The organism is Oceanobacillus longus (assembly GCF_042650085.1).
GTDB lineage: Bacteria > Bacillota > Bacilli > Bacillales > Amphibacillaceae > Oceanobacillus > Oceanobacillus longus.
The window spans coordinates 265,020-291,647 of sequence record NZ_JBHSAO010000001.1 but is presented as its reverse complement, the minus strand read 5'-3'; the positions used below and the strand labels follow the sequence as shown (position 1 = coordinate 291,647).

The window sequence follows — 26,628 nt, the reverse complement described above, 5'->3', positions numbered from 1 at the left end:
GGTATAGTAAACTAAAAAAATAACAATAGAGGCATGGAGGGAATCTATGTTACCAGAACTCACCGATTCAAACTTTCTTATACTTATATTTTCCGTCATACTGATACTCAGTATCCTTGGAACTAAATTTACAGCAAAAGTAAATACCCCTTCCCTACTGTTTTTCATTGCTTTGGGCATGCTGGTTGGAAATGATGGATTGAACATATTTGATTTCTATGATGCTGAAATGGCACAGTTAATTGGCATGATGGCATTGGTTGTTATTTTATTTGATGGCGGGATTAAAACAAATTGGACAACCATTAAACCCGTTGCTATCCCTTCCATTTCTTTAGCTACACTCGGAGTCGCCATTACTTCTTTGATTTTGGGTATGGTTGCCAAAGTGATATTTGAACTAAGTTGGCCGGAAGCTTTACTTATGGGGGCGCTCGTTGGTTCTACGGATGCTGCTGCCGTTTTTGCCATGCTTCAAGGCAGGAATATTCACGATCGGTTGGAAGCAACACTGGAGGCGGAATCAGGTGCTAACGATCCGATGGCCGTATTTCTTACAATCACACTCATTTCCTTCGTACAGCTCGAATATCATGGCATTCTCGAATTAATCGGCAGCTTTCTATGGACAATGGGTGGTGGGCTATTTATCGGTTTATTGATTGGATGGTTCGGAAGTAAGGCATTGCATAGAGTTACATTAAATTCCAGTGGGCTTTACCCACTACACGCCCTTGCATTTGCCTTCCTCGCATATAGTGGTGCATCTTTAGTTAATGCCAGTGGCCTTTTAGCTGTGTATGCTACAGCAATCTTCATTGGAAATACAGGTTTAAAACAGCGGAATGCCATCCTTCATTTCAATGAGGGATTCAGCTGGATTGCTCAAATTGTTCTTTTTATTACTCTTGGCATTTTCGTGGTACCAAGTGATCTGTTTCAATGGGAAATAATATGGAGGGCATTGTTGCTATCCTTTACCTTAATGTTCGTCGCACGACCGATCGCTGTTTTCCTATCTGTCATAGGGATGAAATTTAATATGCGGGAAAAGTTACTCCTATCCTGGGCTGGACTTCGCGGGGCCGTTCCGATTGTATTAGCTCTCTTTACAATCATAGCTGGGCTGAGCAATAGTCAATTATATTTCAATGTTATATTTTTTGTCGTCTTGACTTCTACCTTATTGCAAGGTACGACAATGACATGGTTTGCAGAAAAGTTAGGACTCGTCAAAGCTGGCAGAAATACACAAATCAACCATATGGAATTATTATCCGTCGGGAAAAATAATCTGGAGATTGTAGAGATCTATATTGAGGAAAGTTCGAATGTAACCGGTAAAAAAATTAAAAACTTGGGAATGCCAGTAAAAGCAAATATTACCTTAATTTTGCGTGACGGTGCAACCATTTCACCCCACGGTAATATTATTCTGCAAGAAAAAGACCTGCTCTATATTCTTGTCCCCGAAAAAGATGTCGAACGAATTGAGGGGATATTGAATGAGTAACAGGTCATACCATGGGAAGTGCTTATATCTGCTTTTCTATTTTAGCTACAGTTTAAATCGAGCTACTAGTTCGTTCATTTCTTCTGCTAGTTTTGCGAGCTGTTCAGAGCTTCCAGCTACTTCTTCCATGGAACTGCTAGATTGCTCAGCGGTTGCTGCAGCTTGTTCAACTCCTGCAGCTGCTTCTTCAGAAACAGACGCAATCTCTTCAATGGAAGCATTCATTTCCTGACTGTTAGCTACAATTTCTGATAGGTTCTCAGAAACAATGTATCGCGATCATCAGCATGAAATGCCTCAACAAACTCCAGATTTTGTGAATAAATTTCGGTGACATCCTGAAGCTCCTCCGCCACATTATCAAATTCAGATTGAATAATATGTTCCATATCGGCTTGCTGATTGGTTATCAACTTATCGAAGGCATCGGATGTAGTAAGAAAAATAACTGCTACCGTAACGACCAAAGGAATAATGGTCAATGCCAAGAATATCGTAATTAATTTCTTCTTTAAACTATTCATTCTAAATAACTTTTTCATCCACTTAATCCCCTTGTTTTTCGTTATCTATCTATGTACCTTTATTAATATCGGTCCATAAACAGTTTTGTGTAGGCAATTTTCAAAAATAGAGACGGGTTCATTGTCCTAAACTTTTATCCACCAAAAAGGAAGCAAGAGAACCGTCCCCCTGCTTCCAAAGTCTATTGTTTATTATCACGTATTTCTTTTATTCTTACAAATTTTTCAAGTTTATCAAGCTCGTAAAATAGTTCGATAATACTGTTTGCTATAGGAAAAACATAGGTCCACTTTTCAAAGTCAGATCCTTGCAGAGCCTCGATCAGATTATTGATTGTAATTCGCATCGCATTCTTTGTTTCTTTTTGAAGATCACTGTCCAGAATAAGTCTATCCTCATACATTAAAAGCACATTTTCACTGTACGTGTTTATTTCACTTACCAGCTTTTTAACTAAATGTGATTTTCCACTTGAAATAACTTCTATATTATCAAGATTTTTCTCCAGTTGCTGGATCAATGTGTGCTTCTTTCGTAAAACCGTAATCATATGTCTGTAGATGACAATATTCCTTAAAAAGTCCGTTCTTTTGCGAATAAATAGGCTATTTCTCTCATCGGAAATAATCTCATAGTAATCTCTGGCATTGTTGATTATTTTCTCAATTTCCCTATCATCATTTTTCATTTGTGGAACACTCATCGTTTTATTCGGAATGACTCGTAGCAGAAAATTTGTCTTTTCACTCGCTTTTTTAATCATTCCGTATAAAATTTTCTGATGGTCCGGTGGATAGACGAGAACATTTACAATGAATGCTGAAAAGACACCAATCCCAACGAGCGATAATCGTTCAATAATATAAACAAAGTTGACCGTATCATTGTCACTTGCTAACATCATGTTGACAATGGTCAATACGGTTAAACTGACAGTTTTATTCAATCCTAGTCTAATATTAATGGCAATAGAGATGATTACCACTGCCCCAACAGAGATTGGATTATTACCAACCAAAAGTATGCCGAGTAACGCAAACACAAGACCTACACCATTTGAAATTACAACTTCTTTGATATATTTAAACGAACGCATAATGGAAGGTTGCATGGCCAAAACCGCAGCCATGGCGGCTACAATTTGCAGCTCCATTCCAATCATACCTGTTATTAATAACGTCAAAGCAACCGCAAGACCAGTTTTCACCATCCGCGGGCCAATATTAAATTCCATTTTTTTCTGCACCTCACTAGCAGTAGTATACCCTTTTAAACAGTGCCTGTCACTTCCCGAATTTTGTCGAATAATATTATCTTCGTTTAGGCATAAAAAACCTGTATCGCATATAATCATACATTGCAATACAGGTTTTTGTCTCGATTTTAATATATACGTATCAGTTAATCAATCTTTTTATTCAAGTTTGGTATTGAAGCTTCTGCCTCACCAGCGTTTACACTTCGTTTTCCCCACCAGGTTGCCAAAAGCGGTCCTGAAATATTGTGCCATACACTGAAAATCGCACTCGGCACAGCAGCAATTGGTGCAAAATGCGCCATGGCTAGCGCAGCTCCTAGTCCTGAATTTTGCATACCAACTTCGATTGATACTGCTTTTTGTTCATCAAATTTCAATTTAAATATCTTAGCTAATGAGAATCCAATCAATAGCCCAAGAATATTGTGTAACACGACTACTCCAAAGATAAGCAATCCGGTTGTTATAATGGCCTCTTTATTCGTTGCAACAACTGCAGCTGCTACCGCTACAATTCCAACAACGGAAACGAGAGGTAATGCGGCAACACTTTTATCCACTTGTTTACTAAACAACAAGCGAGCAATTACCCCTAATCCGATTGGAAGCAATACAACTTGCACGATAGACATGAACATATCCCCAAATGATACCGGCAGCCATTGACTTGCTAACAGCAACGTCAAAGCAGGGGTCAGAATCGGTGCCAATAATGTTGAAACCGATGTGATCGTTACAGATAAAGCAGTATTACCTTTTGCCATAAATGTCATTACATTTGAGGCAGTACCACCCGGACAACAACCAACCAAGATTACTCCTACTGCAACTTCAGCTGGTAGCTGAAATAGTTTAGCCAGTCCAAATGCAAGCAATGGCATGATTGTATATTGTGCAGCAACTCCAATCAACACACTTTTCGGAGCTTTAACAATACCCTTAAAGTCATTTAATGATAGTGTAAGTCCCATTCCAAACATGATAATACTTAATAGAAGTGAAATATGAGGAGCAATCCACATAAATCCTTCTGGAACTAAAAAACTTAAAACTGCAAAAATAATTACCCATACTGCGAACGTACTTTGTGCAAACTTACTAACCTTCCCTACTGTCTTCATCAATATTTCCTCCAATTATGTAAAATTCTTCTTCGGATGCGATAAAAATTTGAAAAAATAAATAATATCCGGTTAATTCAAAATTCTAGCATAAAATTATTTGAAAAGATAGATTTATTTTTATCGTTTTATTTCTCATATTCTATCATCTACGTTGTAATCAGTTCTAAACCAAAAGAAGACTTGCTGGTAATGTTAACCAACAAGCCTTCTCCTCCCACAGGTCTTTTAATCTTCTATTCATCTTAAATCCCAATTGAAAAATACTTCACTTCTAAATATTCATCCATTCCTTGGTGACCGCCTTCGCGACCTATACCACTTTCTTTAAAGCCACCGAATGGGGCCTGGGCAGTGGATGGCAATCCATCATTGATACCAACAATACCAAATTCAAGCTTTTCCCCAACACGAATTGCCTTTGAAATATTTTCGGTGAATAGGTATGCGGCAAGACCATAAGGTGAATTGTTTGCACGTGTAATCACTTCTTCTTCAGAAGTAAACGTGGAAACAGGTGCCACTGGACCAAATGTTTCTTCATTCATACAAAGCATTTCATCAGAAATATTTGTGAGCACAGTTGGTTCCACAAAAAATCCTTCGCCATCCTTATAGGAATTCCCGCCACACACAATTTTAGCACCATGATCCAATGCATCTTGAATATGTTTATTGACTTTTTCATAAGCATCTTTATCAATGAGCGGCCCGACATCTACACCTTCATCAAGACCGTTCCCTACGTTTAACTTCGCTACTTTCTCTTTAATTTTTTCATTAAAGGCATCCACAATGTTTTCATGAACATAAATGCGGTTACTGCAGACACAGGTTTGTCCTGCATTACGAAATTTCGATCCAACTGCACCTTCGACGGCTTTATCAAGGTCTGCATCTTTCATAACGATAAGTGGCGCATGACCGCCAAGCTCCAATGAAATTTTCTTAACCGTAGCAGCTGATTTTTCCATAAGTAATTTCCCGACTTCTGTTGAGCCAGTAAATGAGATTTTACGAACTCTTGAGTCTTCCATCCAGGCATCGCTGATTTCGCCGGAACTACCGGGCAAAATGGTGAGGACACCATCTGGGATTCCAGCTTTTACAGCAAGCTCACCTAACTTTATCGCTGTTAACGGTGTCGCACTTGCAGGCTTCACAACTGCTGTACAGCCTGCTGCTAATGCTGGGGCAACTTTTCGAGTAATCATCGCCGCTGGAAAATTCCAAGGTGTAATCGCAGCGATAACACCTACAGGCTGCTTATGCACAAGTATTCTTTTGTTGCGAGCAGAAGAAGGAATCGTTTCACCGTAGATGCGTTTTCCTTCCTCCGCATACCAGGAAATAAAACTATTCGCATAATTAATTTCCCCTTTAGCTTCCTTCAGTGGCTTTCCTTGTTCCATAGTCATTGTTTTTGCAAGGTCTTCCAAATTCTCATGTATTAGCTGATGCCATTTCATCAACAGTTCACTTCGCTCATAAGCTGTCAGATCTGACCATTCCGGGAATGCTGCATATGCAGCATCCACCGCATTCCGCGCTTCTTCACTTCCAGCACGTGAAACTGACTTTATTTTTTCCCCGTTCACCGGGTTGATAACATCAATGACGGATTGTTTTACTGACATACATTTGCCTCCTCCGGATTAGAAACTTTATATCATTTATAATAACCTATTACCTTGTAAGAGGTAAGTGAAACATAAGATTAATGAAGAAGAAAAATAGCCTTGCAAAATGCCAGGCTATTTTAGTTTCATTTAATAGCATTTAATAAGTATTATCCATAGAAGTGTTGCCAAGCTTGCTGTATACCTCCGGCACAGTTTTGTGTGGCTCGGTATAGATTTGGGTGCTCTTTCATCTCTAGTAGTTCCTTTCTGGCATTGGCAACAATAACCGATGGATATCCTAATGTCAGCATTTCCAAATCGTTGCCGGAGTCGCCTGCCACAAGAATGGATGTATCATCACTCGTATAGTTTTCAGTAATAAAGCGTAGTGCTTCTCCTTTACCACTATGTGAAGGGAGGATATCAATATCCCGTCCAGAACTGAAAATGAATTTATGTGGTATGCCTTCTTCTGCCAGTGCCTCCTTAAACCCTTTGACTGAACCAGTACCTGATTCTTCTATTACAAATGAAACCCTTCGATCAGCCGGTAACTGCTGAGGTATAAGTTGTGGGAACTCCAATGCCACTTTGCGTATAGATTCTGGATACCAATTCTGTTTCATTTTCTCGTCCCATTCTATATTCGGTTTAAAATTCTTATCTTCGTAAATAGTTGTACCAACATCTGTAACAAGAATTTGTGGGATTGGCAGGTTTTCTGTTTTTATAAGAGAAAGTGCAGAATCACGATGCCGTCCAGTAATGTAGACGAGTGTAACTTCATATGGTAGTTTTTCATAATAACGGATCAATCTTTTCAAACCTTTTGTATCTCCTACAAAGGTTCCATCAAGATCAGTCGCCAACATATGCGTGATTTCTAACATTACCCAACACCTCGTACATTTGATTCATTTGCTGTGCAATTTCCGACCAGTTAAAATGGATTCTTGCACGTTTTGCTGCCTGTGTTCCAAGTCTTTTTGCAAGTGTATTGTCCTGGGCCAGTTCTTTCATTGCCATTGAAAGTTGTTCTGAGCATTTTGGTTCTGTCAGTAAACCAGATTCCCTGTGGGATACGACATTCTTTAATCCTCCGACATCGGATGCAATAACTGGTGTACCACATGCCTGGGCTTCCGCAGCAACCATACCAAATGATTCATAATAGGATGGCACAATGACAGATGTTACCTCATTAAATAGTTCAGCTAGCTCAACTTGCGACTGTGGACCAATAAATTCTACATGGTTTTCCATTCCTTTTACCATCTCTCTTAAATCAGGGTTATTTGGCATCTTTTTAGAAAAATCAACATCTTCTTCTCCTCCACCAGCAATGATAAGACGCGCTTCACGTCTTGAATATTTGTGGAAATGTTTAAAAGCATCCAGTAAGGTATAGATTCCTTTTGTCTTCTCCAATCTTCCAGCAAAAGCAAATGTTGGTGGGATCGATCGTTTTTTCTTTGCGTATGGTTGAAAAGCTGGGTCAACGCCAATGGATGAAATTTCCACTTTCACGTCTTCACCTGCAAACTTCCATATTAAATCTTTTTCATTTGGAGTTGTTGCGATAACGCGATCTGCTCCTTTAAGTATCATTTTCTCTGCTTGTAATCGCCTTTTCTCCACTTTTCCGGTCGCTTCCTTTTTTGCAACCCCAAGCGAATGTGATGTATGAACCAGCGGCATATCATATTCTTTTTTGACATATAAACCTAGAAGCCCGGATAACCAATAATGTGTATGAACAATATCATAGGTTTCCAACTGCACTTTCTCTTTTATTTCTTCGAAGAAAGCTGGTAGCATGCGGTACATTTTAGTTTTTGGAACATACCCTTTGTGTCCTGCAGCAATACGGATGACGCTGCATTTTTTTCCAAATTCTTCTTTCATTGGTGCTTCAGGGTTACTCCAATGAGTAATGACATCTACCTTTATTCCCTTATCATCTAGTGCAAGTGCTAGTTGTTTTACATAGTTGTTTTGTCCACCTGACTGCTTTCCACCGAGCTTTGCCAGTGGATCTCCGTGATCTGAAATAAATAGAATTTTCTTCCCCAAAACACAATCGCTCCCTTAATAATATATTCTTTAATTAATTTCCCTAATTTTCTTTTTTCAAACACGGAATGGTGCCTGTCACTCCCCGAATTTGCTCGAATTTTGTCGAACAGATTATGTTTAATAGTTTCTTGAATGGAGACAATAATCAGTATGGTTACATAGAAAGACTATTTATATATCAAGGGGGTGTCGGAATGAATTCGTCTAACGAATACCGAAAAGAACAGGATTCCTTGGGTGAAATTGCGGTTCCAAAACATGCCTATTATGGTGCACAAACTCAACGCGCAGTAAATAATTATCAAATTAGTGGATTGCGTCTGCCACGATCGATCATTAAAGCGCAGGGAGTTATTAAAGCTTCGGCAGCGAAGACAAACATGGAATTGGGCTTGTTGCCAAAATCAACAGGGGAAGCGATCATACAAGCTGCCGAAGAAGTAATCCAAGGCAATTGGGATGATCAGTTTGTCGTTGATGTTTACCAGGCTGGTGCTGGAACTTCTCAAAACATGAATATAAATGAAGTTATTGCACATCGCGCATCTGAACTATTAGATGGAACTTTGGAATCACATCGGGTTCATCCAAATGATCACGTGAACATGATGCAATCAACAAATGATACCTTCCATGCAGCTATCCATCTGGCAGCTGCAGAAATGCTTCATGAACGACTTTTACCATCACTGCTCCAATTGCAAAAAGAGCTGGAAAGAAAATCCATTGAATTAATGCCGATTATGAAATCTGGACGTACGCATTTGCATGACGCAGTACCAATGCGTTTAGGACAAGAATTCGCTGGATATTCAGAAACCATTAAATCAACGTATAAACAAATAGAAGATACGACAGATGCCTTGTATGAAATTGGTTTAGGCGGAAAAGCAATTGGAACGAGAATGAACTTACCACCCGACTATATTCCAAAAATTATCAAAGAGGTTTGCAATCGAACCAATCTACCATTTCGGGAACCTGCAAATATGTTCCAATTTATGCAAAATACAAATGCACCAATACGTACCATGCTAGCTTTGAAAGAACTTTCCATTCACTTAATTAAAATTACGAGTGATTTACGCCTCCTAGCATCCGGCCCTAGAACAGGTTTAGCAGAAATCTCACTCCCCTCTGTTCAACCCGGTTCAACAATTATGCCTGGAAAAGTAAATCCAGCTATTTTAGAAATGACGCATATGGTCTGTTGCCAGGTCATCGGCTATGAAACGACAGTAGCAACAGCAGGAATTGCTGGTCAATTAGAAATCAATGTAATGATGCCTGTAATTGCACATACATTAATGGAGTCTCTTGAACTATTGTCCAATGCGTTACCTACTCTTGTAACAAAATGTATTAATGGAATCGAAGGAAATGAGGAAATCTGCAATCATTTCATGCAAGAAAGCCTCGCACTCGTCACGGCCCTGAGTCCAATCATGGGGTATGACCGTGCCGCCCAAATAGGTAAAGAAGCAGATGAGAAAAATGTTAAGATCAAAGAAATTCTTCAAGAAAAAGATTTACTCACACCTGAAATTGTCAAAGCATTAAATCCTAAAGGAATGGTATAACTAAGGTGGGTACTTAGAGAGGACAGTAATTTAAAAGTAGGTGGCATGATGGAGAAAAACATTGCGATTGACGTCGTCGTAGATCCAACATTAAAAAAGCTAATTGACAAGGAAATAAATGGGTTAACGTTTATTAAAAATTTCCGTTCGTCCACTGCTGAAGAATGGTATGTTTATCTGCCTGGATTTAAAGATAAGAAAACAGGTGGAGCAGCTGGGAAGACGATCATTCATTACAATCTCTTGGGTAACCGAGATATATTTATCAATACAACAATCATTTTTGATGATCCAAACATGTATGACCCACAATTGCATCCATTTGTTTATGCTTTAGCAGACGAAATTATCAATCGACTTGTCGGCTATGCAGATACGTTGCTTTCCGTCCATGCAGGGGAAAATTCGTACAATGCAGTGTACAAAGCATAAGCGAAAAATATTTCTATATGCTAAAAATACAGATTGTGTAACCTTAAATGATGTAAGCTAACAACTCTTTGCATTAAAAAGACCAGCTGTATCTAATACAAGCTGGTCTTTTTATACTTAATTTCTATTCATTTTATTAATGTACAATCGCATATTATCTTTCATACCAGACAAACAAATCGTCGCTGGATCGCTGTCTATATCCAATTCAACGGTCGAACCATCGACAGGTAATGTTTTATTAAAAATCGCTTCATATTCAGGAACGGTTACTTCTGTTCTTGATTCGAATACTTTCGTATGCCTATCCACATGCAAATGCGCACGATAGTTTGGTTGCACTATCCCTGTGAAGAATTCCCCTACAGCTCCTGAACCATAGCTGAACAAACCAATACGGGATCCATCTTCTAAATCTTCTTTTAGCTCAAGAAGGGATAGCAGGCTCAAGTATAACGAACCAGTGTAGATATTTCCTACGATTCTATTATATAATGTGCTAATCTTGTAATTTGCCAATAATCGCTCCTGATCTTCTTCTGTACCTTGTTCCAACACTGTCCGTAATGCCTTCATTCCCATTTTCGTATATGGTAAGTGGAAGCAGATTGCTTCAAAGTCAGCAAGTCCAAATCCCGTCTTTTCTTTATATTCTTCCCATACTTTTTGGAAAAATAAAATATATTGTTCATTTGAAAATTTACCGTCAACAAACGCTTTGTCCGAATAGACGGGACGCCAAAAATCCATCACATCATCCGTCAAATACGAACTCTGATCTTCAAGTGCCATCATTTTCGGATCTGCACTCATCACCATCGCAACCGCCCCAGCACCTTGCGTGGATTCTCCTGAAGTATTTAAGCCATATCTGGCAATATCAGATGCCAGTACGAGTACCCTGCTTTCCGGATTTAAAGCGATATGCCCTTTTGCCATTTGAATCGCTGCAGTCGCTCCGTAACATGCCTGTTTCAATTCAATTGTACGTGCGCGTGGGTTCAAGCCGAGCAATCGATGAACATAAACTCCAGCAGACTTGGAGTTATCAATACCTGACTCCGTTCCAAAAATAACAAAGTCAATTTTTTCTTTATCGGTTTCATCCAGAATTTCGACCGCTGCGTTTGCTGCTAACGTAACGGGATCCTGAGTAATTGGTGCAATCGCCATCTTTTCCTGCCCGATGCCAATTGTAAATTTTTCTGGTTCTATATTTCTTGCTACCGCTAAATTGTTCATATCTACATATAAATGAGGGGCATAAAACCCGATTTTATCAATTCCAATTTTCAACATTATTCTCCTTATCTACTTATGTATAGTTTCGTTATGCAGAAACGGATTCCGTAGATATACATAACGTATGAGCTTCATAATTGTATTCACACATATACCTTCCGCTCAGGAATTCAATATCTAAATGATAATATAACCACCCTTAAAAAAGCAACTATGAGTGCCTCTCAGTCTTAGAACACGGACCTAAAACTTTGTCGATCGGCATGTGTTTCGTTTAACAGAAAAACTCAGGTATACATGATATACCCTGAGTTTCCTATTTTATGAAGTATTCGTTCTACCATTTATTCGTGTTTATGAAAGTTCGATGTTACTCGTTATTTCAGTACCATTCAATGCTTGCGATGCGAGGTGGTCTGCCTCGCGATTCAATTTACGAGAGACGATTTCATATTCAGGTGTAATTCCCAATTTCTCAAACTTGGCCTCAATCCGGTCAATCCACAATGACAGCTCTGCTTCATAGCAAGGCCATTCTCCGTTTAACTGATTAATGACGACTTTTGAATCACCAACAAACGTAACGTGTAAATGGTGGACACCGAGCAACTCCAGTTCATGCAACCCCAGATGCAATGCTGCGTATTCAGCCTCGTTATTCGTATTTAGCTCTTGAACACGTGCATTTCTTCTGATTCGGTAGGATTTATTATTTTGTTCATAATAAATGACACAGCCGAGCCCTGAATTTTTATCTTTCAAATCAAAGCCACCATCAAAATAAACCTTCACATGATGCGGTTCGGTTTTAATCCCCTCCATGAACTTCTTCATTTCCTTCATCGTCCATGTATTTTCATGTCGATCAATAAACATTACCTGCTTAGCACGCCCGGTTTTAACCAAGTCTTCGGCAATTAAAATCGCATGCGCATCACGCATTTCATCCGAAGTAAATAGCGCTTCAGAACCTTTTGGTGTTTTATATGACAATTCAATTCTAACTTTCACGATGATATCAGCCCCAACTACAATTTAATCTCTACATAGCATACCCCACCATGGTGCCTGTCACTCCCCGAATTTTGTCGAATTAGGTTACGAACACACAGCTGTGGGTCGTTTACTTTACAACAAACTTCGTATTGCTGTGGCCTTCCTTTGTTTTCAGAACTTCCAATGTTGCTGGGAACATCGATTTTAGTTCCTGTACATGGGAAATAACTCCAATCATACGTCCAGACTGTTGCAGGTCGATTAATGTGTCAATTGCTTTCGTTAAAGATTCTTCATCCAGTGAACCAAATCCTTCATCAATAAACATCGTATCGATTGATATATTGCCTTGGAAGCTCTGGATGACATCGGACATTCCAAGTGCAAGTGATAACGAAGCATTAAACTTCTCACCACCAGATAATGTTTTCACGTCACGGGTTTGACCTGTATAGGAATCATACACATCAAGCGCCAAGCCACTTTGTTTTCCATGGGATTCCTGTCTGTCACTTCTCGTCAAATAATATTGCCCATTGGATAACTCTTTCAAACGGCTGTTTGCCGCTTCAATAATTTGCTCCAAATACTCAATTTGCAAATACCGTTCAAATGAAATTTTCCGGCTGTTTTGTCCTCGGAGAACATCATATAAATCCGAGATCACACCAAGTTGTTTTTCACTTTCTCTTACATGCTCATTTGCTTCCATGATATTCGCTTTTAAATCAGCTGCTTCCTGATGATGCTCTTTAGAACGATTCAGCTGATTTAAAGCAAGCTCATACTCTTGTTTTAACTGTCCAAGCTTTTGTTCTAGCAAGGCTAAATCAATTCTTGTTTTCTCTTTTAATGCATCTTTCAAATCAGCGACTTGCTGTTTGATGGATGCAAGTTTTTGATTAAACTGCTTGATTTCTTCCTTCCAATTTTGGCGATCTGCTGCAGACATTTTTGCCTGTTGGTATGCTTCTTCGGATGCAAAATCCGCATCAATGAGCACGTCTTTAAATTGTTGTACCGAACTTTCCCGTTTGCTTTTCGTTTCCTGGAATTGGCTTTTTGAATGAGCAGTGTTGGAGGTTGCTTTCGTGTGTTCTTCTTTTGCCTTCTGGTACACGATCTGAATATCTTCCCATGCTTTTTCCAGTTTTAATTTATATGCTTTGGCTTCATGAATACGTTTCTCCAGTTCAGCTAAAACCCTTACTTCTTCTGGGATGTTACGCAATCTTTCTTCATAAACAGCCAAATCAGCTTTATATGTCGCCCTTTGATCCTGATTCGTCCGATCAAGCTTGTCCCGCTTTGGCTCCAATTCCTTGATTTCCCCATTAATTTTCTCTGCTGCTTCTTTCAGCTTCTTCAATTGATTCCGTGAAGCTGTTAATTCCTCTACTTCTTTCACTACATGTTTTCCCGCTTCTACCAATTGGCGGAATAACGATGGGATTTCATCCAATTGCACCTTATGTTCTGCAACTTCCTTTTCCTTATCTGCAAGTTGGGCTACATTTGCTTTTACTTCTGCAACTGCAGTTCGATATAATTCATCCTTCTCATCCAGTTGTTTCTTAAATGCTTCGAGCTGCTCTTTTGTTACGATATCCTCTTCGGTTGTTGCTATATTCGGATGATCTACACTTCCACAAACAGGACATGCCACACCATCATGTAAATGATTTGCTAAAACAATTGCTTGATTATTAAGCCACGCCTTCTCTAGATTCATAAAGGCATCTTTCGTGCTCTTGTATTCCTGCTCTTTGATTGTTGCATCTTTAGCAAGGGTTTCCTGCTGTTCCTTTAAATCGCTATAGCCTTTTAAAACTCTTGCCTGTTCGCGCATCTCGGTTAACTTCTCCTGTTTATCAGGTAATTCGCTGACAGCTTGATCAAGCTTGTCGATTTGTTCCTTGTATTTTTCAGACTGGAGGTTTAATTCATTTAGCTTGGATTTTACATTTTCCAGTTCTGCATGTGTTTGCGCACCTTTACGAGCAAGTTCAGCTAAATACTTTTTTCGTTCATCAATATCTTTAACAACTGGTAAATGATCTTCGAGTCGATCGAGCGTTTTACCAGCCGTTTCTCGTTGCTCTTTTTTATTTTCTTCCTCTTGATAGCTTAATTGCGCTTTTTCCAGATTAGCCAAGGCAGCTTTCTCCGCTGCCACCGTATTCGTAAGTGTTTGTTCTTTCAGCTTTTCTTCCTGACGCCACTCATCTGCCTGTTTTTCATAAACCTCAATGGTACTAGCCCGTTCCGCATCTTCCAGTTGTTTTTCTTTCTCCAAAATGGTAGGAACCTGGACTTCTAGCTCTTTGAATAACTTCTCTTTTTGATCCAATTCGAGAAAACGTTCGTTTAATGCCTGTGCCTGATGATAGGCCTTTTGCTCTTTGTCATGAGCGTTATATGCTTCTTTATAGCTTTGTTCATCCTTGCTAATTTGATTCCGGTAAAATTCTGTTTCTTCTTCAAGACCTGCAACAACCTGTGGGACATTGTAATGATCTGCAGCTAGCACACCGAAGAGCAGCGATTCTTCACGAGTTGGTAAAACCGTAGAAATGTTTCCAATATAATGGTCCCTCGTTTGTTTTACTTGATTAAAGTCATTTTCTACCAGGTTCTTTTTATTTCGTAACACTTCATTCAATTGCTTATAATTTTCTGTCTTGAAAAGTCTACGTAAAATCGCTTCCTTGTTTTCTGTTTCCGAGGTTAATAGTTTACGAAACTCACCTTGTGGCAACATAACAATTTGCTTGAACTGATCTTGTGTGAGACCGATAATTTCTTCCACCTTTTTATCAATCTCTGAAACAATTTGTCTGTCAACACAGGGAACTTCTTTTCCATCCACTTTCTCGAAAAACTCATACCGTTCTCCCGTTTTAGACTTATTCCCCTTTTTCACATGACCCAATTGACGGAATACACGGTAGATTCGATCGTTTAGCGAAAACTCTAGTTCCACAGCAGTATGGACACTATCATCAGCAAAATCACTGCGAAGCATTTTATTATCTTCCCTGTCTGTCCCACTGGCACTACCATACAATGCAAAAGCAATCCCATCGAATATCGTTGTTTTCCCTGCACCCGTATTTCCGGAAATGGCAAACAGATTGGTATCTTCTAACTCCGTAAAATCAATAACTTCCATATTTTTATACGGTCCAAATGCCGTCATGGTTAATTTAAGTGGTTTCAATGATTATTCACCTTCCTGCCATCCATAAGACCTTAGTTTGATAGAACTTCTTTTTTCTTTGTATCCACATTTGTTTCATTTGCTTCTTTTAATAAGTCATTCAGAACTTCTTTGAAAATGGTTTCCGCTTCTTCCGTAGCATCGTCCCCTTTAACTTCCTTATAGAAAGCTTTAAACAGTTCGAAGTCACTCATTTTGCTCCGATTTATCGTCTCGTGTTGCTTCGAGGCAGGAGATAGCGAGTATTTGGTCCGTTCCACATGCATCGCATTCGGGTAAACCGACTTGACCTTTTCCATTGGCGAAAGAACTGGTGTCTCATCAAGTAGTTTCACAAAAACATAATCTTCATTAATAGGGTGTGTTAATATATCCTCTAAGCTTGACTCTACAGTTCGAATATCACGTCTTGGTTTCAAAAGACGTTTTTGTAACGTAATTGTCCCTTCTGCATCCATTTCCACAATATGGAATCCCTTTTTATGATGCTCTTCAGAGATTGAATATTTTAAAATAGAACCAGAATAACGTACTTTTTCATTCTGTACATAGTGCGCCTGATGCAAGTGTCCCAATGCCGTATAGTGGAAAGGCTTATAATGATGTGCATCAACATATTCTGCTCCACCAATGGAGAGTGGTCGCTCCGAATCACTTGTATTCTCTTCCTCTTCACCAAAAGGGGTCACAAAAGCATGTCCAACTGCAACGTGTCTGCTATTTGGATCCATGGATTTACTGATATTCTCCACAATTTTTTTCGTCGCATCATTATGGGAACGGATCTCTTCATCATCCAAAACATTGCGCACGATACTAGGATCACAATACGGAATTAGATGAAAATGAACTTCCCCATGCTCATCATGCAAGATTACCGGTTTCATGTCTCCCGTAAAGTTTCCAACAATATGAAAACCGTTATTCCTCATCATGCTGCTCCCAAAGTTTAATCTGCTCGGGCTATCATGGTTACCAGCTACCGCTATAACAGGAGTTTTTAATTTTAATACAATTGTTTCCAGAACCTCATCTAGAAGATGAACGGCCTCGATGGGCGGAACTGCACGGTCATATAAATCACCTGCAATGATAACAGCATCTGGTTGTTCTTCTTCTACCGCTTTAATAAATTGCTTGAGAACATAGCGCTGTTCCTCCGTCATATAGACTCCTTGCACAAGTTTTCCTAAATGCCAATCTGCTGTGTGGAAAAATTTCATAAACTTCTCCCCTTTTTTTAGTTTTATATTTTTATAATAATCTTTTAGGTTCGTATGGTATTAGTTTATCATGATGAGGATTCTTGTGGGCTTCTTAAAATGTGGAAGTTGGTGGAAGCTTTGAAGAGAGGCTCCAAAGCTTTCCATAAACGTTCTAAGGCGGTGTGTTTAAAACTAAAGCAGTCCTTCCTGGTCATACAGATACGCGTAAGGAACATCTAGAAAAACATATAATTCATCTGTGATTGGATAAGAGTATGTTCGAATCAGTTCGTCCTTTTCGATATCTGTATATAAATCAGAAAGTAACCCTCTCTTCTCCACGTTCATTCGCATAATATTTTCAAAGAAATAAGGACGCCAGCTCCAGTTTTTATTTCTTCCTTCCTGCAGCAGCTCCCATTCCCCATCTATATTTTTTTCCGCATTCGAGGACAATTGTATCCCTTCTTCATTACAAATATACACCCGAAAAGCAAGTTCGTTGCAGGCACTTCCAACACTTAGAATAGTATCATCGTACGCGTTATCCGGATTTATTGCCATTAGCGTTGTTTTAAACTTTTGGTTAAGCTGTTCCATTAGTTTTAGTTGCGCTTTGACCTTTCTTCGTTCAAAACTTACGAATTGATGGAAGTTCGTTCGAATGAGTTGCTGACAGCAATCTGCTTCAATGAATGCTGCTTGAGGTTCTTTCAGGTAACGGCCCTGATAATATTGTCCTCCACTCCTCCATGCATAGTTAAACTGATTATACGAGGAGATCCCTTTGAATAATAAGGCAGCACCTATTTTCCGGGACAGCATGGAAAGGGACTGATGTACATCACGATATAAATGTGGCAATAAATCATCTTTCAAAAATCCCGCATCTACTTTCACGATATTCGGCTGAATGATAGCCAATTTGTCAAGACTTCCATTCGGTTGTTCCATATGGAGGGAAATTCGAATGCCAAGTGTTTTCATATATTTTATTAAATTACGAAGGGTATCTAGTTGTTCGATTAAGTATGTATCCTTTATTTCAATCACAATCTGATGCAGATCCAAGCCTTTTTCTCCATTGGAATGCAATATGGACAATAATGATTCACCATTGTCTTTAATTAATAGATCAGCGTCATAATAAATAGTCAGATGTATAGGTTGTTCTTCGTTCATCAGTCGATCAATCGCTTGTTGGTGGATATAATTATTCACCTCAAGACGGAATTCATCAGGGATCGTCGAGTCATCAAAAAACCAATCCATCCGTTCCATACTGCCATCTTCTTCCTGAAAGAACGCAATCACTTCATAGCCAACAACCATTTGATTATCCGCACTAATGACAGGTTTATAATGGGGAACTACGCGATCCAAATTCAACATAATTTCTAACGGGTCCATACAATCACCTCCACACCCAATTATATCATAAGTGATGTCTGTCCCATTCCGAAATGCTGTAAAGGAAACGATGTTATAGAGAATAATAATTAATTGGTCATGGTCATTAGCCATTTTTTAACGATTTGCCATTTGTAGAGATAGCAATACAAGCAGATTGTCCTTCCAAAAATAAACTATATGAAAAGGAGGATAAACATGTATAACGATTATTTTTTCATTTCCCAATTATCTGGTTCACAGGAAGTACCACCTGTTCGTACAGACGCTGATGGATTGGCATTGTTTCATGTGAGTAGCGATCAAAAGAAGATTATCTATCGGTTGGCTGTTCATGACTTAAGAAACATGACACAGGCACATATCCATTTAGGACAAAGAAATATTAATGGTCCCATCGTCGCTTTTCTATTTGGTCCAATTGATCATGGGACCAGTACAAATAATAAAGTAATAGAAGGAATCCTAACTGCAAAAGATCTTGTTGGTCCATTAATGGGAAAGCCATTATCGGAATTAGTTGATCTCATGAGTGCTGGTAAAACATATGTGAATGTCCATACTACTCAATTTCCGGACGGTGAAATCCGCGGAAAAATCAAACAACAGTAAGGGGGTGCCTGTCACTCCCCGTTTTTTGTCGAATGGACAAGCCTCAATAAAATTCCATTAATTAACACCCCCTTTCATAAAATATACTAATCTTCATGAACATTTTGTGAAGGATTTCTCATGATATTGAAATTAAATTTTTTCGACACTATTATGTAACATGTTATGTTTTTTGAGCATTTCTGTAATTATCCACTAAAAAATAAATATAGTTTAAGAGAAAGGGGTATTCAGATGAAGTTTAAATGGGCAGTATTAACATTTATGATCACTATAGTCGCCGTTTTAACAGGTTGTGAGCCTGTCCTCGTTTTAGATCCTAAAGGGCCACAGGCTGAAACCACAGCCAATGTGATATGGATTTCGATTATCTCAATGGCACTCATTGTTATCGTCGTCATCACACTTTTAATCATCGTTCTTGTGAAATACAGAGCATCCAAACAGCCGGATGATTATGAGCCTCCATACATTGAAGGAAATCCAATTGTTGAGGGAATTATCGTTGGGATTCCAATTTTGATTGTTGCCTTCCTATCTGTTGTATCTGTCATGTCGACCTATGAAGTAGAGTCCACACCAGTCGGATACGAAGAACAGGAACCAATGGTCATTTATGCCTCTTCTTCCAACTGGAAATGGCATTTTAGTTATCCGGAACAAGATATCGAAACGGTTAACTACCTATTTATCCCTACCAACCAGGCAATAGAGTTTAAACTCTATTCCCATGGCACAATTTCGAGTTTCTGGATACCACAACTTGCAGGACAAAAATACGCGATGGCAGATATGGTAAACACATTAAACCTTGTTGCTGAAGTTCCAGGTGATTATCTGGGACGTAACGCCAACTTTAATGGAGAAGGTTTTGCAGAAAACACCTTTAATGTAACTGCCATGCCACAGGAAGAATTTGATACATGGGTAGAAGAGATTCATGCAACTGCTGATCCTCTTACCGAAGAAGAATTCGAACAATTATTAGAGCCCGGCCATCTTGGGCAAATGACATTTACAGGGACACATTTAGATTTCGCACCTGCCCCTGAAGGTGAAAATAGTGGACATAACCACGGTTCCACCACTGATTCTGAAGATGAAAACACAGAACATGAAGAACATAATGACCAATCAAGCAGTGAAGAATCAGAACACAGTAACCACTAATCCGTTTCACGATAAACAGACAAACTTCAAGACTCTCGAAAGGAGTTAAATAGATATGGACTTTTTTGATAGATTCGCCGTCCCCCATCCAAGCCCGTTGATTTATGGCGCAATGGTTTCTATCGCTCTCGTAACCATCGCAATTATCGCAGGTGTCACTTATTTTAAAAAATGGGGCTACTTATGGAATGAATGGTTAACTACCACAGACCATAAACGAATCGGTATGATGTATATTATTTCTGCACTTCTTATGCTTTTCCGTGGTGGCGCAGATGCGGTCATGATGCGATTGCAAACTTCTGTACCTGAAAATGCGTTTCTGGACGCTCAGCATTATAATGAAGTATTTACCACGCATGGTGTTGTCATGATTTTCTTTATGGCGATGGCATTTGTTATTGGTTTGATGAACTACATTATTCCACTGCAAATTGGTGCAAGAGACGTTGCCTTCCCAAGATTAAACGCATTAAGTTTCTGGTTGTACTTCGCAGGTGCAATGCTGTTTAACATATCCTTTGTTGTCGGCGGTTCACCTGATGCAGGTTGGACCAATTATTATCCACTGGCAGGAACTGATTTCAGTCAATCCGTCGGTGTAAATTACTATAATTGGGCATTACAAATTTCAGGAATCGGTACATTGATGACTGGAATCAACTTTATCGTTACGATTATGAAAATGAGAGCACCTGGAATGACATTGATGAAAATGCCAATGTTCGTATGGTCTGCGCTCATTACCAATGTCATTATTGTATTCGCGTTCCCTGTTCTCACAATCGCATTGTTAATGGGAACATTTGACCGCCAGTTCGGTACATTCTTCTTTGCAACGGAAAATGGTGGCATGGATATGATGTGGGCCAACTTATTCTGGATTTGGGGACATCCTGAAGTGTATATCTTAATTCTACCGGCATTTGGTATTTATAGTCAGATCATTGCTACCTTCTCCAGTCGTAATCTATATGGTTACAAATCGATGGTTGCATCCATGGTACTAATCTCACTCCTCTCCTTCTTAGTATGGGTACACCATTTCTTTACGATGGGTCAGGATGCCATGACCAACAGCATATTCTCCATTACAACGATGGCAATTGCTGTACCAACCGGTATAAAAATATTTAACTGGCTACTTACGATGTGGAAAGGGAAAATTCGCTTTACGACACCGATGTTGTATTCCATCGCGTTTATTCCCCTATTTACTATTGGCGGTGTGACAGGAGTTATGCTTGCAATCGCAAGTGCCGACTACCAATATCATAATACGATGTTCTTGGTAGCCCACTTCCATAATGTCATTATACCTGGAGTTGTATTTGCGATGATTGCCGGCCTCATTTACTGGTGGCCAAAAATGTTCGGCTTTATGTTGAATGAAAAAATCGGTAAATCCGCATTTTGGTTTATCGTTGTCGGTTTCTGTTTATCTTTCTTCCCGATGTATATTACCGGATTGGACGGTCAGGCACGACGCATGTACACCTACTCAGAAGCAACTGGTTTCGGACCATTAAATATGCTTTCCTTCTTTGGAGCAGGTTTATTGGGAATTGGATTTGTTATTATTGTATATAACATCTATTACAGTTTCAGGCATTCACCAAGAAATGTTGGAGACGATCCATGGGATGCACGTTCACTGGAATGGGCAACACATAACCCAGTACCAGAATATAACTTTGCAGTTGCTCCAGAAGTAGTGTCGTCTGAGGCTTTATGGGATGTCAAGAAACACGGCCATGTTTTATTCAAAGACAAGATTGAAAAAATTCACATGCCAAACAATACCGGATGGCCAATCATTATGGCTGGATTTTTCTTAGTATTTGGATTCTCATTTGTCTTCTTCATCTGGCCAGCAGTAATCATCTCTGGACTAGGAATACTTGGATGCATGGCATATCGCTCATTTGAAAAAGATGATGGACGTTATATTTCAACTGAAGAAATTAAAGAAACAGAAGATACATTTGGAGGTGCTAACAAATGAAGATAGATTCTACACAGCCTCTTGAATACAGCACCGAACAAAATCGCCTGAATATATTAGGTTTTTGGATTTTCCTAGGGGCTGAGATTATGCTTTTTGCAACATTATTCACTTCCTACTTTATTTATGAAAATCGTATAGGAGGTGGTCCTAGTGGAGCTGAAATCTTTGAGATAACACCTGTATTATTCGAAACAATATTGCTCTTAACGAGTAGTTTCACAATTGGACTTGCCGTTAACGCAATGAGACTTGGCCGCAAGAAAGCAATGCTTGGATTCTTAGCCATTACCCTTCTGCTTGGCGCTGCTTTCCTTGGGGTTGAGATTTATGAGTTTATCCATTACTATCACGTTGGAGCAACACTGCAAACAAGTGCCTTTACAGGTATGCTGTTAACGACGCTCGGTACACATGGTGCCCACGTTACATTTGGTTTATTCTGGGGTCTTTTCATCTTCCTGCAAATTAGAAAACAAGGCCTGACTCCTCAAACAGCTAATAAATCATTTATTTTTTCATTATACTGGCACTTTCTTGACGTCATGTGGATCTTCATTTTCAGCTTCATTTACCTGAAAGGAATGATGTAACATGAAAGAATTATTTCCAATGAAACAAGTCAATGGCTTTGTATTCTCCATGCTACTTACGGTAGTAGCACTTAGTGTATACTTTTTAGATATGTCATTTGAATTGGGCATAACAATCCTAATCGTAACAGCATTCGTACAAGCTGGCGTGCAGCTTCTCATATTCATGCATGCCGGTGAAGGCGAAGATAAAAAAGCAATTTATACAAGTCTGTATTACGGTATCTTCATTGCGCTAATTACCGTATTCGGTTCTTTACTTGTAATGGTATGGGGTTACCTTTAAAAACCAACGCTTGGATTTCGGTCCAGGCGTTTTTTTATGTTTTGATGGTGTGTGATTCGGTCCGTGAAACTATCTGTGGTGGAAATGCTGCCGTTCACAACCACTTGTGATTCCATTAAAAAATGCCTATCAAATGGATAGACACTTTTATATCGGGCGATTCTTCAAGATTTACGAAAGTTGTCTCCCCTGCTCTTTCTTGCCTCCAATTGTCTCTTCTGTTGCTACAAGGAAAATCCCCATAATAAATATAAACGTCGCACCCATCACTGTACCAATGCCTATAGCAGTCCACGGGGAGGAACCGCTTACAAAATAATTGTAAAAGAAAATTGCCATCCCAATTGTTAATAACGTTCCACATATATAGGAAGTTGCTTTTAATAATTTGACATTAACATCCATTTCAAACATCCCCTTTCTTTATATTATTCATATTGTTCATAAATTTGTCAAATAATTTATGTCATTTTTGCGAAGTTACCTTTTTAAAATTGACAAACTATAATTTAGCTAATACAACTCTTTTTTTGTTGAAAAAGATGATTATTTTGCTAAATGATATATCTTTTTGTCTACCTTTGTCGAAACTATTTATTTTTCATTTTTTATTTGAGATAATGCAAAGCGTGTTAATTTTAATAAAAGGTGAAGGTGAAGATCATGGTGGTAGAAGAAAATAAGATTGATAGGGAATCAATCGTCTTAATGATCGTAAGAAAGAGGAATGAAATGTTGTCGCTCGCAAAAATAAATGGTTTATCCTCCAACAAGACAATAGCGTGCAGCCAGGAACTAGACTCCTTGTTGAATAATTTAAATAAAGTTTGATAGAAGAAGGGCGCAATTCTTATAAAGAATAGCGCCCTTCCATTATAGAATCACACAAAAAAGGCAGGAGTGATTAACTCCTACCAAGTACTTCACTATTTCAACCCGATGAATTAACTACCCATTTTCCTACGCGTATTACTCGGTTTTTTGGTTTGTTGGCTTTGCATGCGTTTTGTCGTACTATTCGCATTGCCTTTATTCCTGTTATCCGCTTGTGCTTGTTTTTTTCTTTCCAATTGTTGCTGTACAATTTCTCTTGTGCTAAGTTTCTTTTCACCAGACATTGGTTGTCTCCTCGTAATTCGTATTAGACTTCTATTATATTACGATTTCGGAAAAGAAGCTATCTTTTTTGGAAATCTATAAAACCGGTTATTTTTTTGGATTCCAGAAAACGGCCAAAGTTCCTTCACCTGCATGTACTGCTAGTGATGAACTGATATCTCCAACGATAATCTCCATCCCAGGGATCTCCTGTTCAATCATTTGCTTCAATTCTTTTGCTCTCTCTATTGTATTACCTTGCATGATGCCTACTTGTGTAACCTCGTTTTCATCACATGATTGTTTTAATAATACGACCAGTTTCTTGGTTGCCTTTTTCTCTGAACGGACCCGCTCATAGATCCCAAGTTCCCCACCCGAATTGATTGAAAGAATCGGTTTGATTTGGAGGAGATTACCTAATAAAAATTGTGCTCCTGACATTCTCCCACCTTTATATAACTGTTCCAAACTTCCAAGCAGAATTAAATTTTGCGATCTGGAAGCTTCCTCCCGAAGTTCATTGGCAATAATAGTCTTATCCACATTCTGATTTGCTAATTTTATCCCTTTTTCGATAAGCATGGTAATTGCAAAGGAGAGTGATAAGGAATCAATTATTTCTACATCAAAATCTGCTTGATCTTTACCTGCTGTGGAGCTGGAAATTGTCCCACTTAATTTGGAGGAAACATGAATTGCTATTGCATCGTCATAGTCTTCTTTCAATTGTTCGTACAAATCTTTAAATCTGCCGACAGAAGGCTGCGATGTTTTAGGTACCTCTTTATTTTCTCGAATGATGTCATATAATTGATCTGTTGACAGATCTGCTCCATCTTCGTATTCTTTTCCCTCGGCAATAACAACCATTGGAACAACATATACATCGGGGTGGGAACGTAATTCTTCTGTTAGATAAACCGTCGTATCTGTAACAAAAGCAATCTTTTTCTTTGCCATGTCATCCACTCCTTTCGATTTCACTTTCTAATGAAGATTATACAGGGTATTGTGAATTATACCAAGTATTAATAACTGGTGCTAAACCATTCGATTTCGTATATTAAACGGTTATAGGATCAATTATATAATGTAATTCAAATAACCTAATTCCTCCAATTGATATTGTAATCCATCCTTGGTATAATAAGTGTGTTATCAATATTGAGGGGGAAATTTTTTGTCAATCGAAATAGGTAGTAAGGTAAAAGGTAAGGTTACAGGTATCACTAATTTTGGAGCATTTGTAGAATTACCCGGAGGTACCACTGGTCTCGTGCATATCAGTGAAGTAGCTGATAGCTATGTAAAGGATGTAAATGATCATCTTACAGTTGGCGATGAAATTGAAGTAAAAGTAATCAGTGAGAAGGAAGGTAAGACATCCTTATCCATTAAAAAAGCAATCGACAGACCTGAAGGCTATTCCCAGCGTCCACAACGTCAGGGAAACAGAAATTCCAAAGACTCACGTCCAAGAGGAAATTTCAAACCAAAGGAAAGTTTTGAAGATAAAATGGCTAGTTTCTTAAAGTCGAGCGAAGAGAATTTATATACCCTCAAACGCAGCACTGAATCAAAACGTGGTGGCAGAGGCGGACGACGCGGATAATTAATAGGAAACAAATAGATAAAGGCAAGCCGGCATGTACAACGGCTTGCCTTTTTGCTTTTTTTATTATTAACGGAAAGTTCTGTACTGTACTTGTTCGAATCCAATTCACCGAAAAAATCGGTTGCATGAATCATTTGAATAATTAATTAAACCCGTGTTTCCTTTCTTCACATAAAAATTGAATACATTTAATTAAGGTCCTCATATATTGCTCATAAAGAAACTCAAAGCTAACGGTTTCCTTAGGTTTGATAGGAAACTTTATTAAACAATTCCTTAACAGCTACCTGGGGGGATTGAATGAATCTTATATTTAGGCGAATGTCCAAATGATGAAGACGCTGTGCCTGTTTAGGATGAATGCCAGTTATAATGACTTCTTTCCCTAAAGTTTGGAGCGATTTAAACAAATTTTTTAATCCGGAAAGACCTTCAAAATCAATTCCACCTACTGCAGTAAAATCTATTAATAGACTATTCGCTTCACATGAATATGCCATATTTAACGTGTTGACTCTAATTTCGTCAACCTTGTTTTCATCTAAATCGCCAAACAATGGTATAAGTGCTACATCTTGTGTAACTTCAATAAAGGGGGCAGATAGTTTTATATTATCTTCTAAGAGCTCATCCATTTTTTCTCTTTCTTTTAAGAGTTCTAAATTCTTTTCCTTTAGTCTACGCTGCAACGTATCTAATTGATTTGTGACTTTTTCCATAGCCCGATCTTTCGTTATAATTAGTACTTCTCCATAAAAACCGCTGTTCCACTTTACATAAAGGTCTGTTAAAATCACTTCTCCTAATTTTCCCACCATATCTACTTCAAGATATGTCTTTTTGATGTCAGGATGAATGGACGTTTTGACTTTAGCACGGCTTTCCACATCAATAATATCAAGCAAAGAATCAGGTTCATGAAATGTTTCAGAAACCTCTGAAGAGCAACCTAATACATCGAGGTTTTTATTTATACTAAACATAGGCAATGGAAACGTACTGTTGATTTGTTCCATTAATATCACTTTCACCTTTCTACTTATAGA

The 26,628-nt window shown here is 38.6% G+C and carries 26 protein-coding genes; 10 read left to right on the top strand and 16 right to left on the bottom strand.

Annotated features, from left to right (window positions below):
• The first annotated feature begins 46 nt into the window (after nt 1-46).
• Nucleotides 47-1,513: a potassium/proton antiporter gene (locus ACFOUV_RS01435; protein ID WP_379494986.1), complete on the top strand. Its 1,467-nt coding sequence runs from the start codon at nt 47-49 to the stop codon at nt 1,511-1,513.
• A gap of 45 nt (nt 1,514-1,558) precedes the next feature.
• Here the strand turns inward: ACFOUV_RS01435 and ACFOUV_RS01430 are convergent, their stop codons facing one another.
• The 7 genes from ACFOUV_RS01430 to ACFOUV_RS01400 all read right to left on the bottom strand — a co-directional run bounded on the left by ACFOUV_RS01430 (nt 1,559) and on the right by ACFOUV_RS01400 (nt 8,112).
• Entirely contained in the window at nt 1,559-1,738 is a 180-nt protein-coding gene (locus ACFOUV_RS01430) for a hypothetical protein (protein ID WP_379494985.1), read from the bottom strand.
• Between the two features lie 14 nt (nt 1,739-1,752).
• Nucleotides 1,753-2,055, bottom strand: coding sequence for a hypothetical protein (locus tag ACFOUV_RS01425; RefSeq protein WP_379494984.1), 303 nt, complete (start codon nt 2,053-2,055; stop codon nt 1,753-1,755).
• A gap of 164 nt (nt 2,056-2,219) precedes the next feature.
• Entirely contained in the window at nt 2,220-3,272 is a 1,053-nt protein-coding gene (locus tag ACFOUV_RS01420; protein ID WP_379494983.1) for an FUSC family protein, read from the bottom strand.
• A 167-nt stretch (nt 3,273-3,439) separates the two neighbouring features.
• Nucleotides 3,440-4,417 (bottom strand): bile acid:sodium symporter family protein, encoded by a 978-nt coding sequence (locus ACFOUV_RS01415; RefSeq protein WP_379494982.1) that lies wholly within the window; start codon nt 4,415-4,417, stop codon nt 3,440-3,442.
• 245 nt (nt 4,418-4,662) lie between these two features.
• A complete protein-coding gene (locus tag ACFOUV_RS01410; protein WP_379494981.1) occupies nt 4,663-6,054 on the bottom strand; it encodes an NAD-dependent succinate-semialdehyde dehydrogenase in 1,392 nt (463 codons plus the stop codon).
• A gap of 152 nt (nt 6,055-6,206) precedes the next feature.
• Nucleotides 6,207-6,929: an HAD-IIB family hydrolase gene (locus tag ACFOUV_RS01405; protein ID WP_379494980.1), complete on the bottom strand. Its 723-nt coding sequence runs from the start codon at nt 6,927-6,929 to the stop codon at nt 6,207-6,209.
• Nucleotides 6,898-8,112, bottom strand: coding sequence for a glycosyltransferase (locus ACFOUV_RS01400; protein WP_379494979.1), 1,215 nt, complete (start codon nt 8,110-8,112; stop codon nt 6,898-6,900). The genes ACFOUV_RS01405 and ACFOUV_RS01400 overlap by 32 nt, the downstream gene beginning before the upstream one ends.
• 197 nt (nt 8,113-8,309) lie before the next feature.
• Between ACFOUV_RS01400 and ACFOUV_RS01395 the strand changes: the two genes are divergently transcribed.
• Together ACFOUV_RS01395 and ACFOUV_RS01390 are read left to right on the top strand one after the other, a co-directional pair.
• Nucleotides 8,310-9,695, top strand: a complete 1,386-nt coding sequence (locus ACFOUV_RS01395; RefSeq protein ID WP_379494978.1) for a class II fumarate hydratase — start codon at nt 8,310-8,312, stop codon at nt 9,693-9,695.
• 48 nt (nt 9,696-9,743) lie between these two features.
• Nucleotides 9,744-10,127: a hypothetical protein gene (locus tag ACFOUV_RS01390; protein WP_379495737.1), complete on the top strand. Its 384-nt coding sequence runs from the start codon at nt 9,744-9,746 to the stop codon at nt 10,125-10,127.
• A gap of 117 nt (nt 10,128-10,244) precedes the next feature.
• Here the strand turns inward: ACFOUV_RS01390 and ACFOUV_RS01385 are convergent, their stop codons facing one another.
• From ACFOUV_RS01385 to ACFOUV_RS01365, 5 genes are all read right to left on the bottom strand, one after another.
• On the bottom strand, nt 10,245-11,423 hold the full coding sequence (locus tag ACFOUV_RS01385) for a hydroxymethylglutaryl-CoA synthase (protein ID WP_379495736.1): 1,179 nt from the start codon (nt 11,421-11,423) through the stop codon (nt 10,245-10,247).
• Nucleotides 11,424-11,723: 300 nt separating this feature from the next.
• Nucleotides 11,724-12,380 (bottom strand): reverse transcriptase-like protein, encoded by a 657-nt coding sequence (locus tag ACFOUV_RS01380; RefSeq protein WP_379494977.1) that lies wholly within the window; start codon nt 12,378-12,380, stop codon nt 11,724-11,726.
• Between the two features lie 112 nt (nt 12,381-12,492).
• The gene (locus tag ACFOUV_RS01375) at nt 12,493-15,585 is read right to left on the bottom strand and encodes an AAA family ATPase (protein WP_379494976.1); all 3,093 of its coding nucleotides are present in this window, start codon (nt 15,583-15,585) and stop codon (nt 12,493-12,495) included.
• A gap of 32 nt (nt 15,586-15,617) precedes the next feature.
• The gene (locus ACFOUV_RS01370) at nt 15,618-16,808 is read right to left on the bottom strand and encodes an exonuclease SbcCD subunit D (RefSeq protein WP_379494975.1); all 1,191 of its coding nucleotides are present in this window, start codon (nt 16,806-16,808) and stop codon (nt 15,618-15,620) included.
• A 174-nt stretch (nt 16,809-16,982) separates the two neighbouring features.
• Nucleotides 16,983-18,200 (bottom strand): EAL-associated domain-containing protein, encoded by a 1,218-nt coding sequence (locus tag ACFOUV_RS01365; protein WP_379494974.1) that lies wholly within the window; start codon nt 18,198-18,200, stop codon nt 16,983-16,985.
• Between the two features lie 198 nt (nt 18,201-18,398).
• On the opposite strand from ACFOUV_RS01365, the gene ACFOUV_RS01360 reads away from it, so the two are divergent.
• From ACFOUV_RS01360 to qoxD, 5 genes are all read left to right on the top strand, one after another.
• The gene (locus ACFOUV_RS01360) at nt 18,399-18,812 is read left to right on the top strand and encodes a CHRD domain-containing protein (RefSeq protein WP_379494973.1); all 414 of its coding nucleotides are present in this window, start codon (nt 18,399-18,401) and stop codon (nt 18,810-18,812) included.
• Between the two features lie 234 nt (nt 18,813-19,046).
• Nucleotides 19,047-19,982: a cytochrome aa3 quinol oxidase subunit II gene (qoxA, locus tag ACFOUV_RS01355; protein WP_379494972.1), complete on the top strand. Its 936-nt coding sequence runs from the start codon at nt 19,047-19,049 to the stop codon at nt 19,980-19,982.
• A 55-nt stretch (nt 19,983-20,037) separates the two neighbouring features.
• Complete coding sequence (qoxB, locus tag ACFOUV_RS01350) at nt 20,038-21,987, top strand: cytochrome aa3 quinol oxidase subunit I (RefSeq protein WP_379494971.1); 1,950 nt, start codon at nt 20,038-20,040, stop codon at nt 21,985-21,987.
• The gene (gene qoxC / locus ACFOUV_RS01345) at nt 21,984-22,580 is read left to right on the top strand and encodes a cytochrome aa3 quinol oxidase subunit III (RefSeq protein WP_379494970.1); all 597 of its coding nucleotides are present in this window, start codon (nt 21,984-21,986) and stop codon (nt 22,578-22,580) included. The genes qoxB and qoxC overlap by 4 nt, the downstream gene beginning before the upstream one ends.
• 1 nt (nt 22,581) lies before the next feature.
• A complete protein-coding gene (gene qoxD, locus ACFOUV_RS01340; RefSeq protein ID WP_379494969.1) occupies nt 22,582-22,866 on the top strand; it encodes a cytochrome aa3 quinol oxidase subunit IV in 285 nt (94 codons plus the stop codon).
• A 171-nt stretch (nt 22,867-23,037) separates the two neighbouring features.
• Here the strand turns inward: qoxD and ACFOUV_RS01335 are convergent, their stop codons facing one another.
• Complete coding sequence (locus tag ACFOUV_RS01335; protein ID WP_379494968.1) at nt 23,038-23,271, bottom strand: hypothetical protein; 234 nt, start codon at nt 23,269-23,271, stop codon at nt 23,038-23,040.
• Between the two features lie 258 nt (nt 23,272-23,529).
• On the opposite strand from ACFOUV_RS01335, the gene ACFOUV_RS01330 reads away from it, so the two are divergent.
• A complete protein-coding gene (locus ACFOUV_RS01330) occupies nt 23,530-23,697 on the top strand; it encodes an aspartyl-phosphate phosphatase Spo0E family protein (RefSeq protein WP_379494967.1) in 168 nt (55 codons plus the stop codon).
• A 113-nt stretch (nt 23,698-23,810) separates the two neighbouring features.
• Here the strand turns inward: ACFOUV_RS01330 and ACFOUV_RS01325 are convergent, their stop codons facing one another.
• Nucleotides 23,811-23,984, bottom strand: a complete 174-nt coding sequence (locus ACFOUV_RS01325; protein ID WP_379494966.1) for a hypothetical protein — start codon at nt 23,982-23,984, stop codon at nt 23,811-23,813.
• Nucleotides 23,985-24,072: 88 nt separating this feature from the next.
• Entirely contained in the window at nt 24,073-24,927 is an 855-nt protein-coding gene (locus tag ACFOUV_RS01320; protein ID WP_379494965.1) for a DegV family protein, read from the bottom strand.
• 220 nt (nt 24,928-25,147) lie between these two features.
• On the opposite strand from ACFOUV_RS01320, the gene ACFOUV_RS01315 reads away from it, so the two are divergent.
• Nucleotides 25,148-25,579, top strand: coding sequence for a S1 domain-containing RNA-binding protein (locus ACFOUV_RS01315; protein ID WP_379494964.1), 432 nt, complete (start codon nt 25,148-25,150; stop codon nt 25,577-25,579).
• A 245-nt stretch (nt 25,580-25,824) separates the two neighbouring features.
• Here ACFOUV_RS01315 and ACFOUV_RS01310 read toward each other — a convergent pair whose 3' ends face one another.
• Nucleotides 25,825-26,598 carry an STAS domain-containing protein gene (locus ACFOUV_RS01310; protein ID WP_379494963.1) on the bottom strand — a complete coding sequence of 258 codons (774 nt, stop codon included), beginning with the start codon at nt 26,596-26,598 and terminating at the stop codon, nt 25,825-25,827.
• Between the last annotated feature and the right edge of the window lie 30 nt (nt 26,599-26,628).

What these genes read in the sequence shown, in the direction of transcription:
- ACFOUV_RS01390 (WP_379495737.1), top strand. Translation starts at nt 9,744, where the DNA reads ATGGAGAAAAACATTGCGATTGACGTCGTCGTAGATCCAACATTAAAA.
- ACFOUV_RS01365 (WP_379494974.1), bottom strand. Translation starts at nt 18,200, where the DNA reads ATGGACCCGTTAGAAATTATGTTGAATTTGGATCGCGTAGTTCCCCAT.
- ACFOUV_RS01335 (WP_379494968.1), bottom strand. Translation starts at nt 23,271, where the DNA reads ATGGATGTTAATGTCAAATTATTAAAAGCAACTTCCTATATATGTGGA.
- ACFOUV_RS01360 (WP_379494973.1), top strand. Translation starts at nt 18,399, where the DNA reads ATGTATAACGATTATTTTTTCATTTCCCAATTATCTGGTTCACAGGAA.
- ACFOUV_RS01430 (WP_379494985.1), bottom strand. Translation starts at nt 1,738, where the DNA reads ATGAATGCTTCCATTGAAGAGATTGCGTCTGTTTCTGAAGAAGCAGCT.
- ACFOUV_RS01320 (WP_379494965.1), bottom strand. Translation starts at nt 24,927, where the DNA reads ATGGCAAAGAAAAAGATTGCTTTTGTTACAGATACGACGGTTTATCTA.
- ACFOUV_RS01425 (WP_379494984.1), bottom strand. Translation starts at nt 2,055, where the DNA reads ATGAAAAAGTTATTTAGAATGAATAGTTTAAAGAAGAAATTAATTACG.
- ACFOUV_RS01310 (WP_379494963.1), bottom strand. Translation starts at nt 26,598, where the DNA reads ATGGAACAAATCAACAGTACGTTTCCATTGCCTATGTTTAGTATAAAT.
- ACFOUV_RS01325 (WP_379494966.1), bottom strand. Translation starts at nt 23,984, where the DNA reads ATGTCTGGTGAAAAGAAACTTAGCACAAGAGAAATTGTACAGCAACAA.
- ACFOUV_RS01435 (WP_379494986.1), top strand. Translation starts at nt 47, where the DNA reads ATGTTACCAGAACTCACCGATTCAAACTTTCTTATACTTATATTTTCC.
- qoxD (WP_379494969.1), top strand. Translation starts at nt 22,582, where the DNA reads ATGAAAGAATTATTTCCAATGAAACAAGTCAATGGCTTTGTATTCTCC.
- ACFOUV_RS01420 (WP_379494983.1), bottom strand. Translation starts at nt 3,272, where the DNA reads ATGGAATTTAATATTGGCCCGCGGATGGTGAAAACTGGTCTTGCGGTT.
- qoxB (WP_379494971.1), top strand. Translation starts at nt 20,038, where the DNA reads ATGGACTTTTTTGATAGATTCGCCGTCCCCCATCCAAGCCCGTTGATT.
- ACFOUV_RS01405 (WP_379494980.1), bottom strand. Translation starts at nt 6,929, where the DNA reads ATGTTAGAAATCACGCATATGTTGGCGACTGATCTTGATGGAACCTTT.
- ACFOUV_RS01395 (WP_379494978.1), top strand. Translation starts at nt 8,310, where the DNA reads ATGAATTCGTCTAACGAATACCGAAAAGAACAGGATTCCTTGGGTGAA.
- qoxC (WP_379494970.1), top strand. Translation starts at nt 21,984, where the DNA reads ATGAAGATAGATTCTACACAGCCTCTTGAATACAGCACCGAACAAAAT.
- qoxA (WP_379494972.1), top strand. Translation starts at nt 19,047, where the DNA reads ATGAAGTTTAAATGGGCAGTATTAACATTTATGATCACTATAGTCGCC.
- ACFOUV_RS01370 (WP_379494975.1), bottom strand. Translation starts at nt 16,808, where the DNA reads ATGAAATTTTTCCACACAGCAGATTGGCATTTAGGAAAACTTGTGCAA.
- ACFOUV_RS01415 (WP_379494982.1), bottom strand. Translation starts at nt 4,417, where the DNA reads ATGAAGACAGTAGGGAAGGTTAGTAAGTTTGCACAAAGTACGTTCGCA.
- ACFOUV_RS01410 (WP_379494981.1), bottom strand. Translation starts at nt 6,054, where the DNA reads ATGTCAGTAAAACAATCCGTCATTGATGTTATCAACCCGGTGAACGGG.
- ACFOUV_RS01330 (WP_379494967.1), top strand. Translation starts at nt 23,530, where the DNA reads ATGGTGGTAGAAGAAAATAAGATTGATAGGGAATCAATCGTCTTAATG.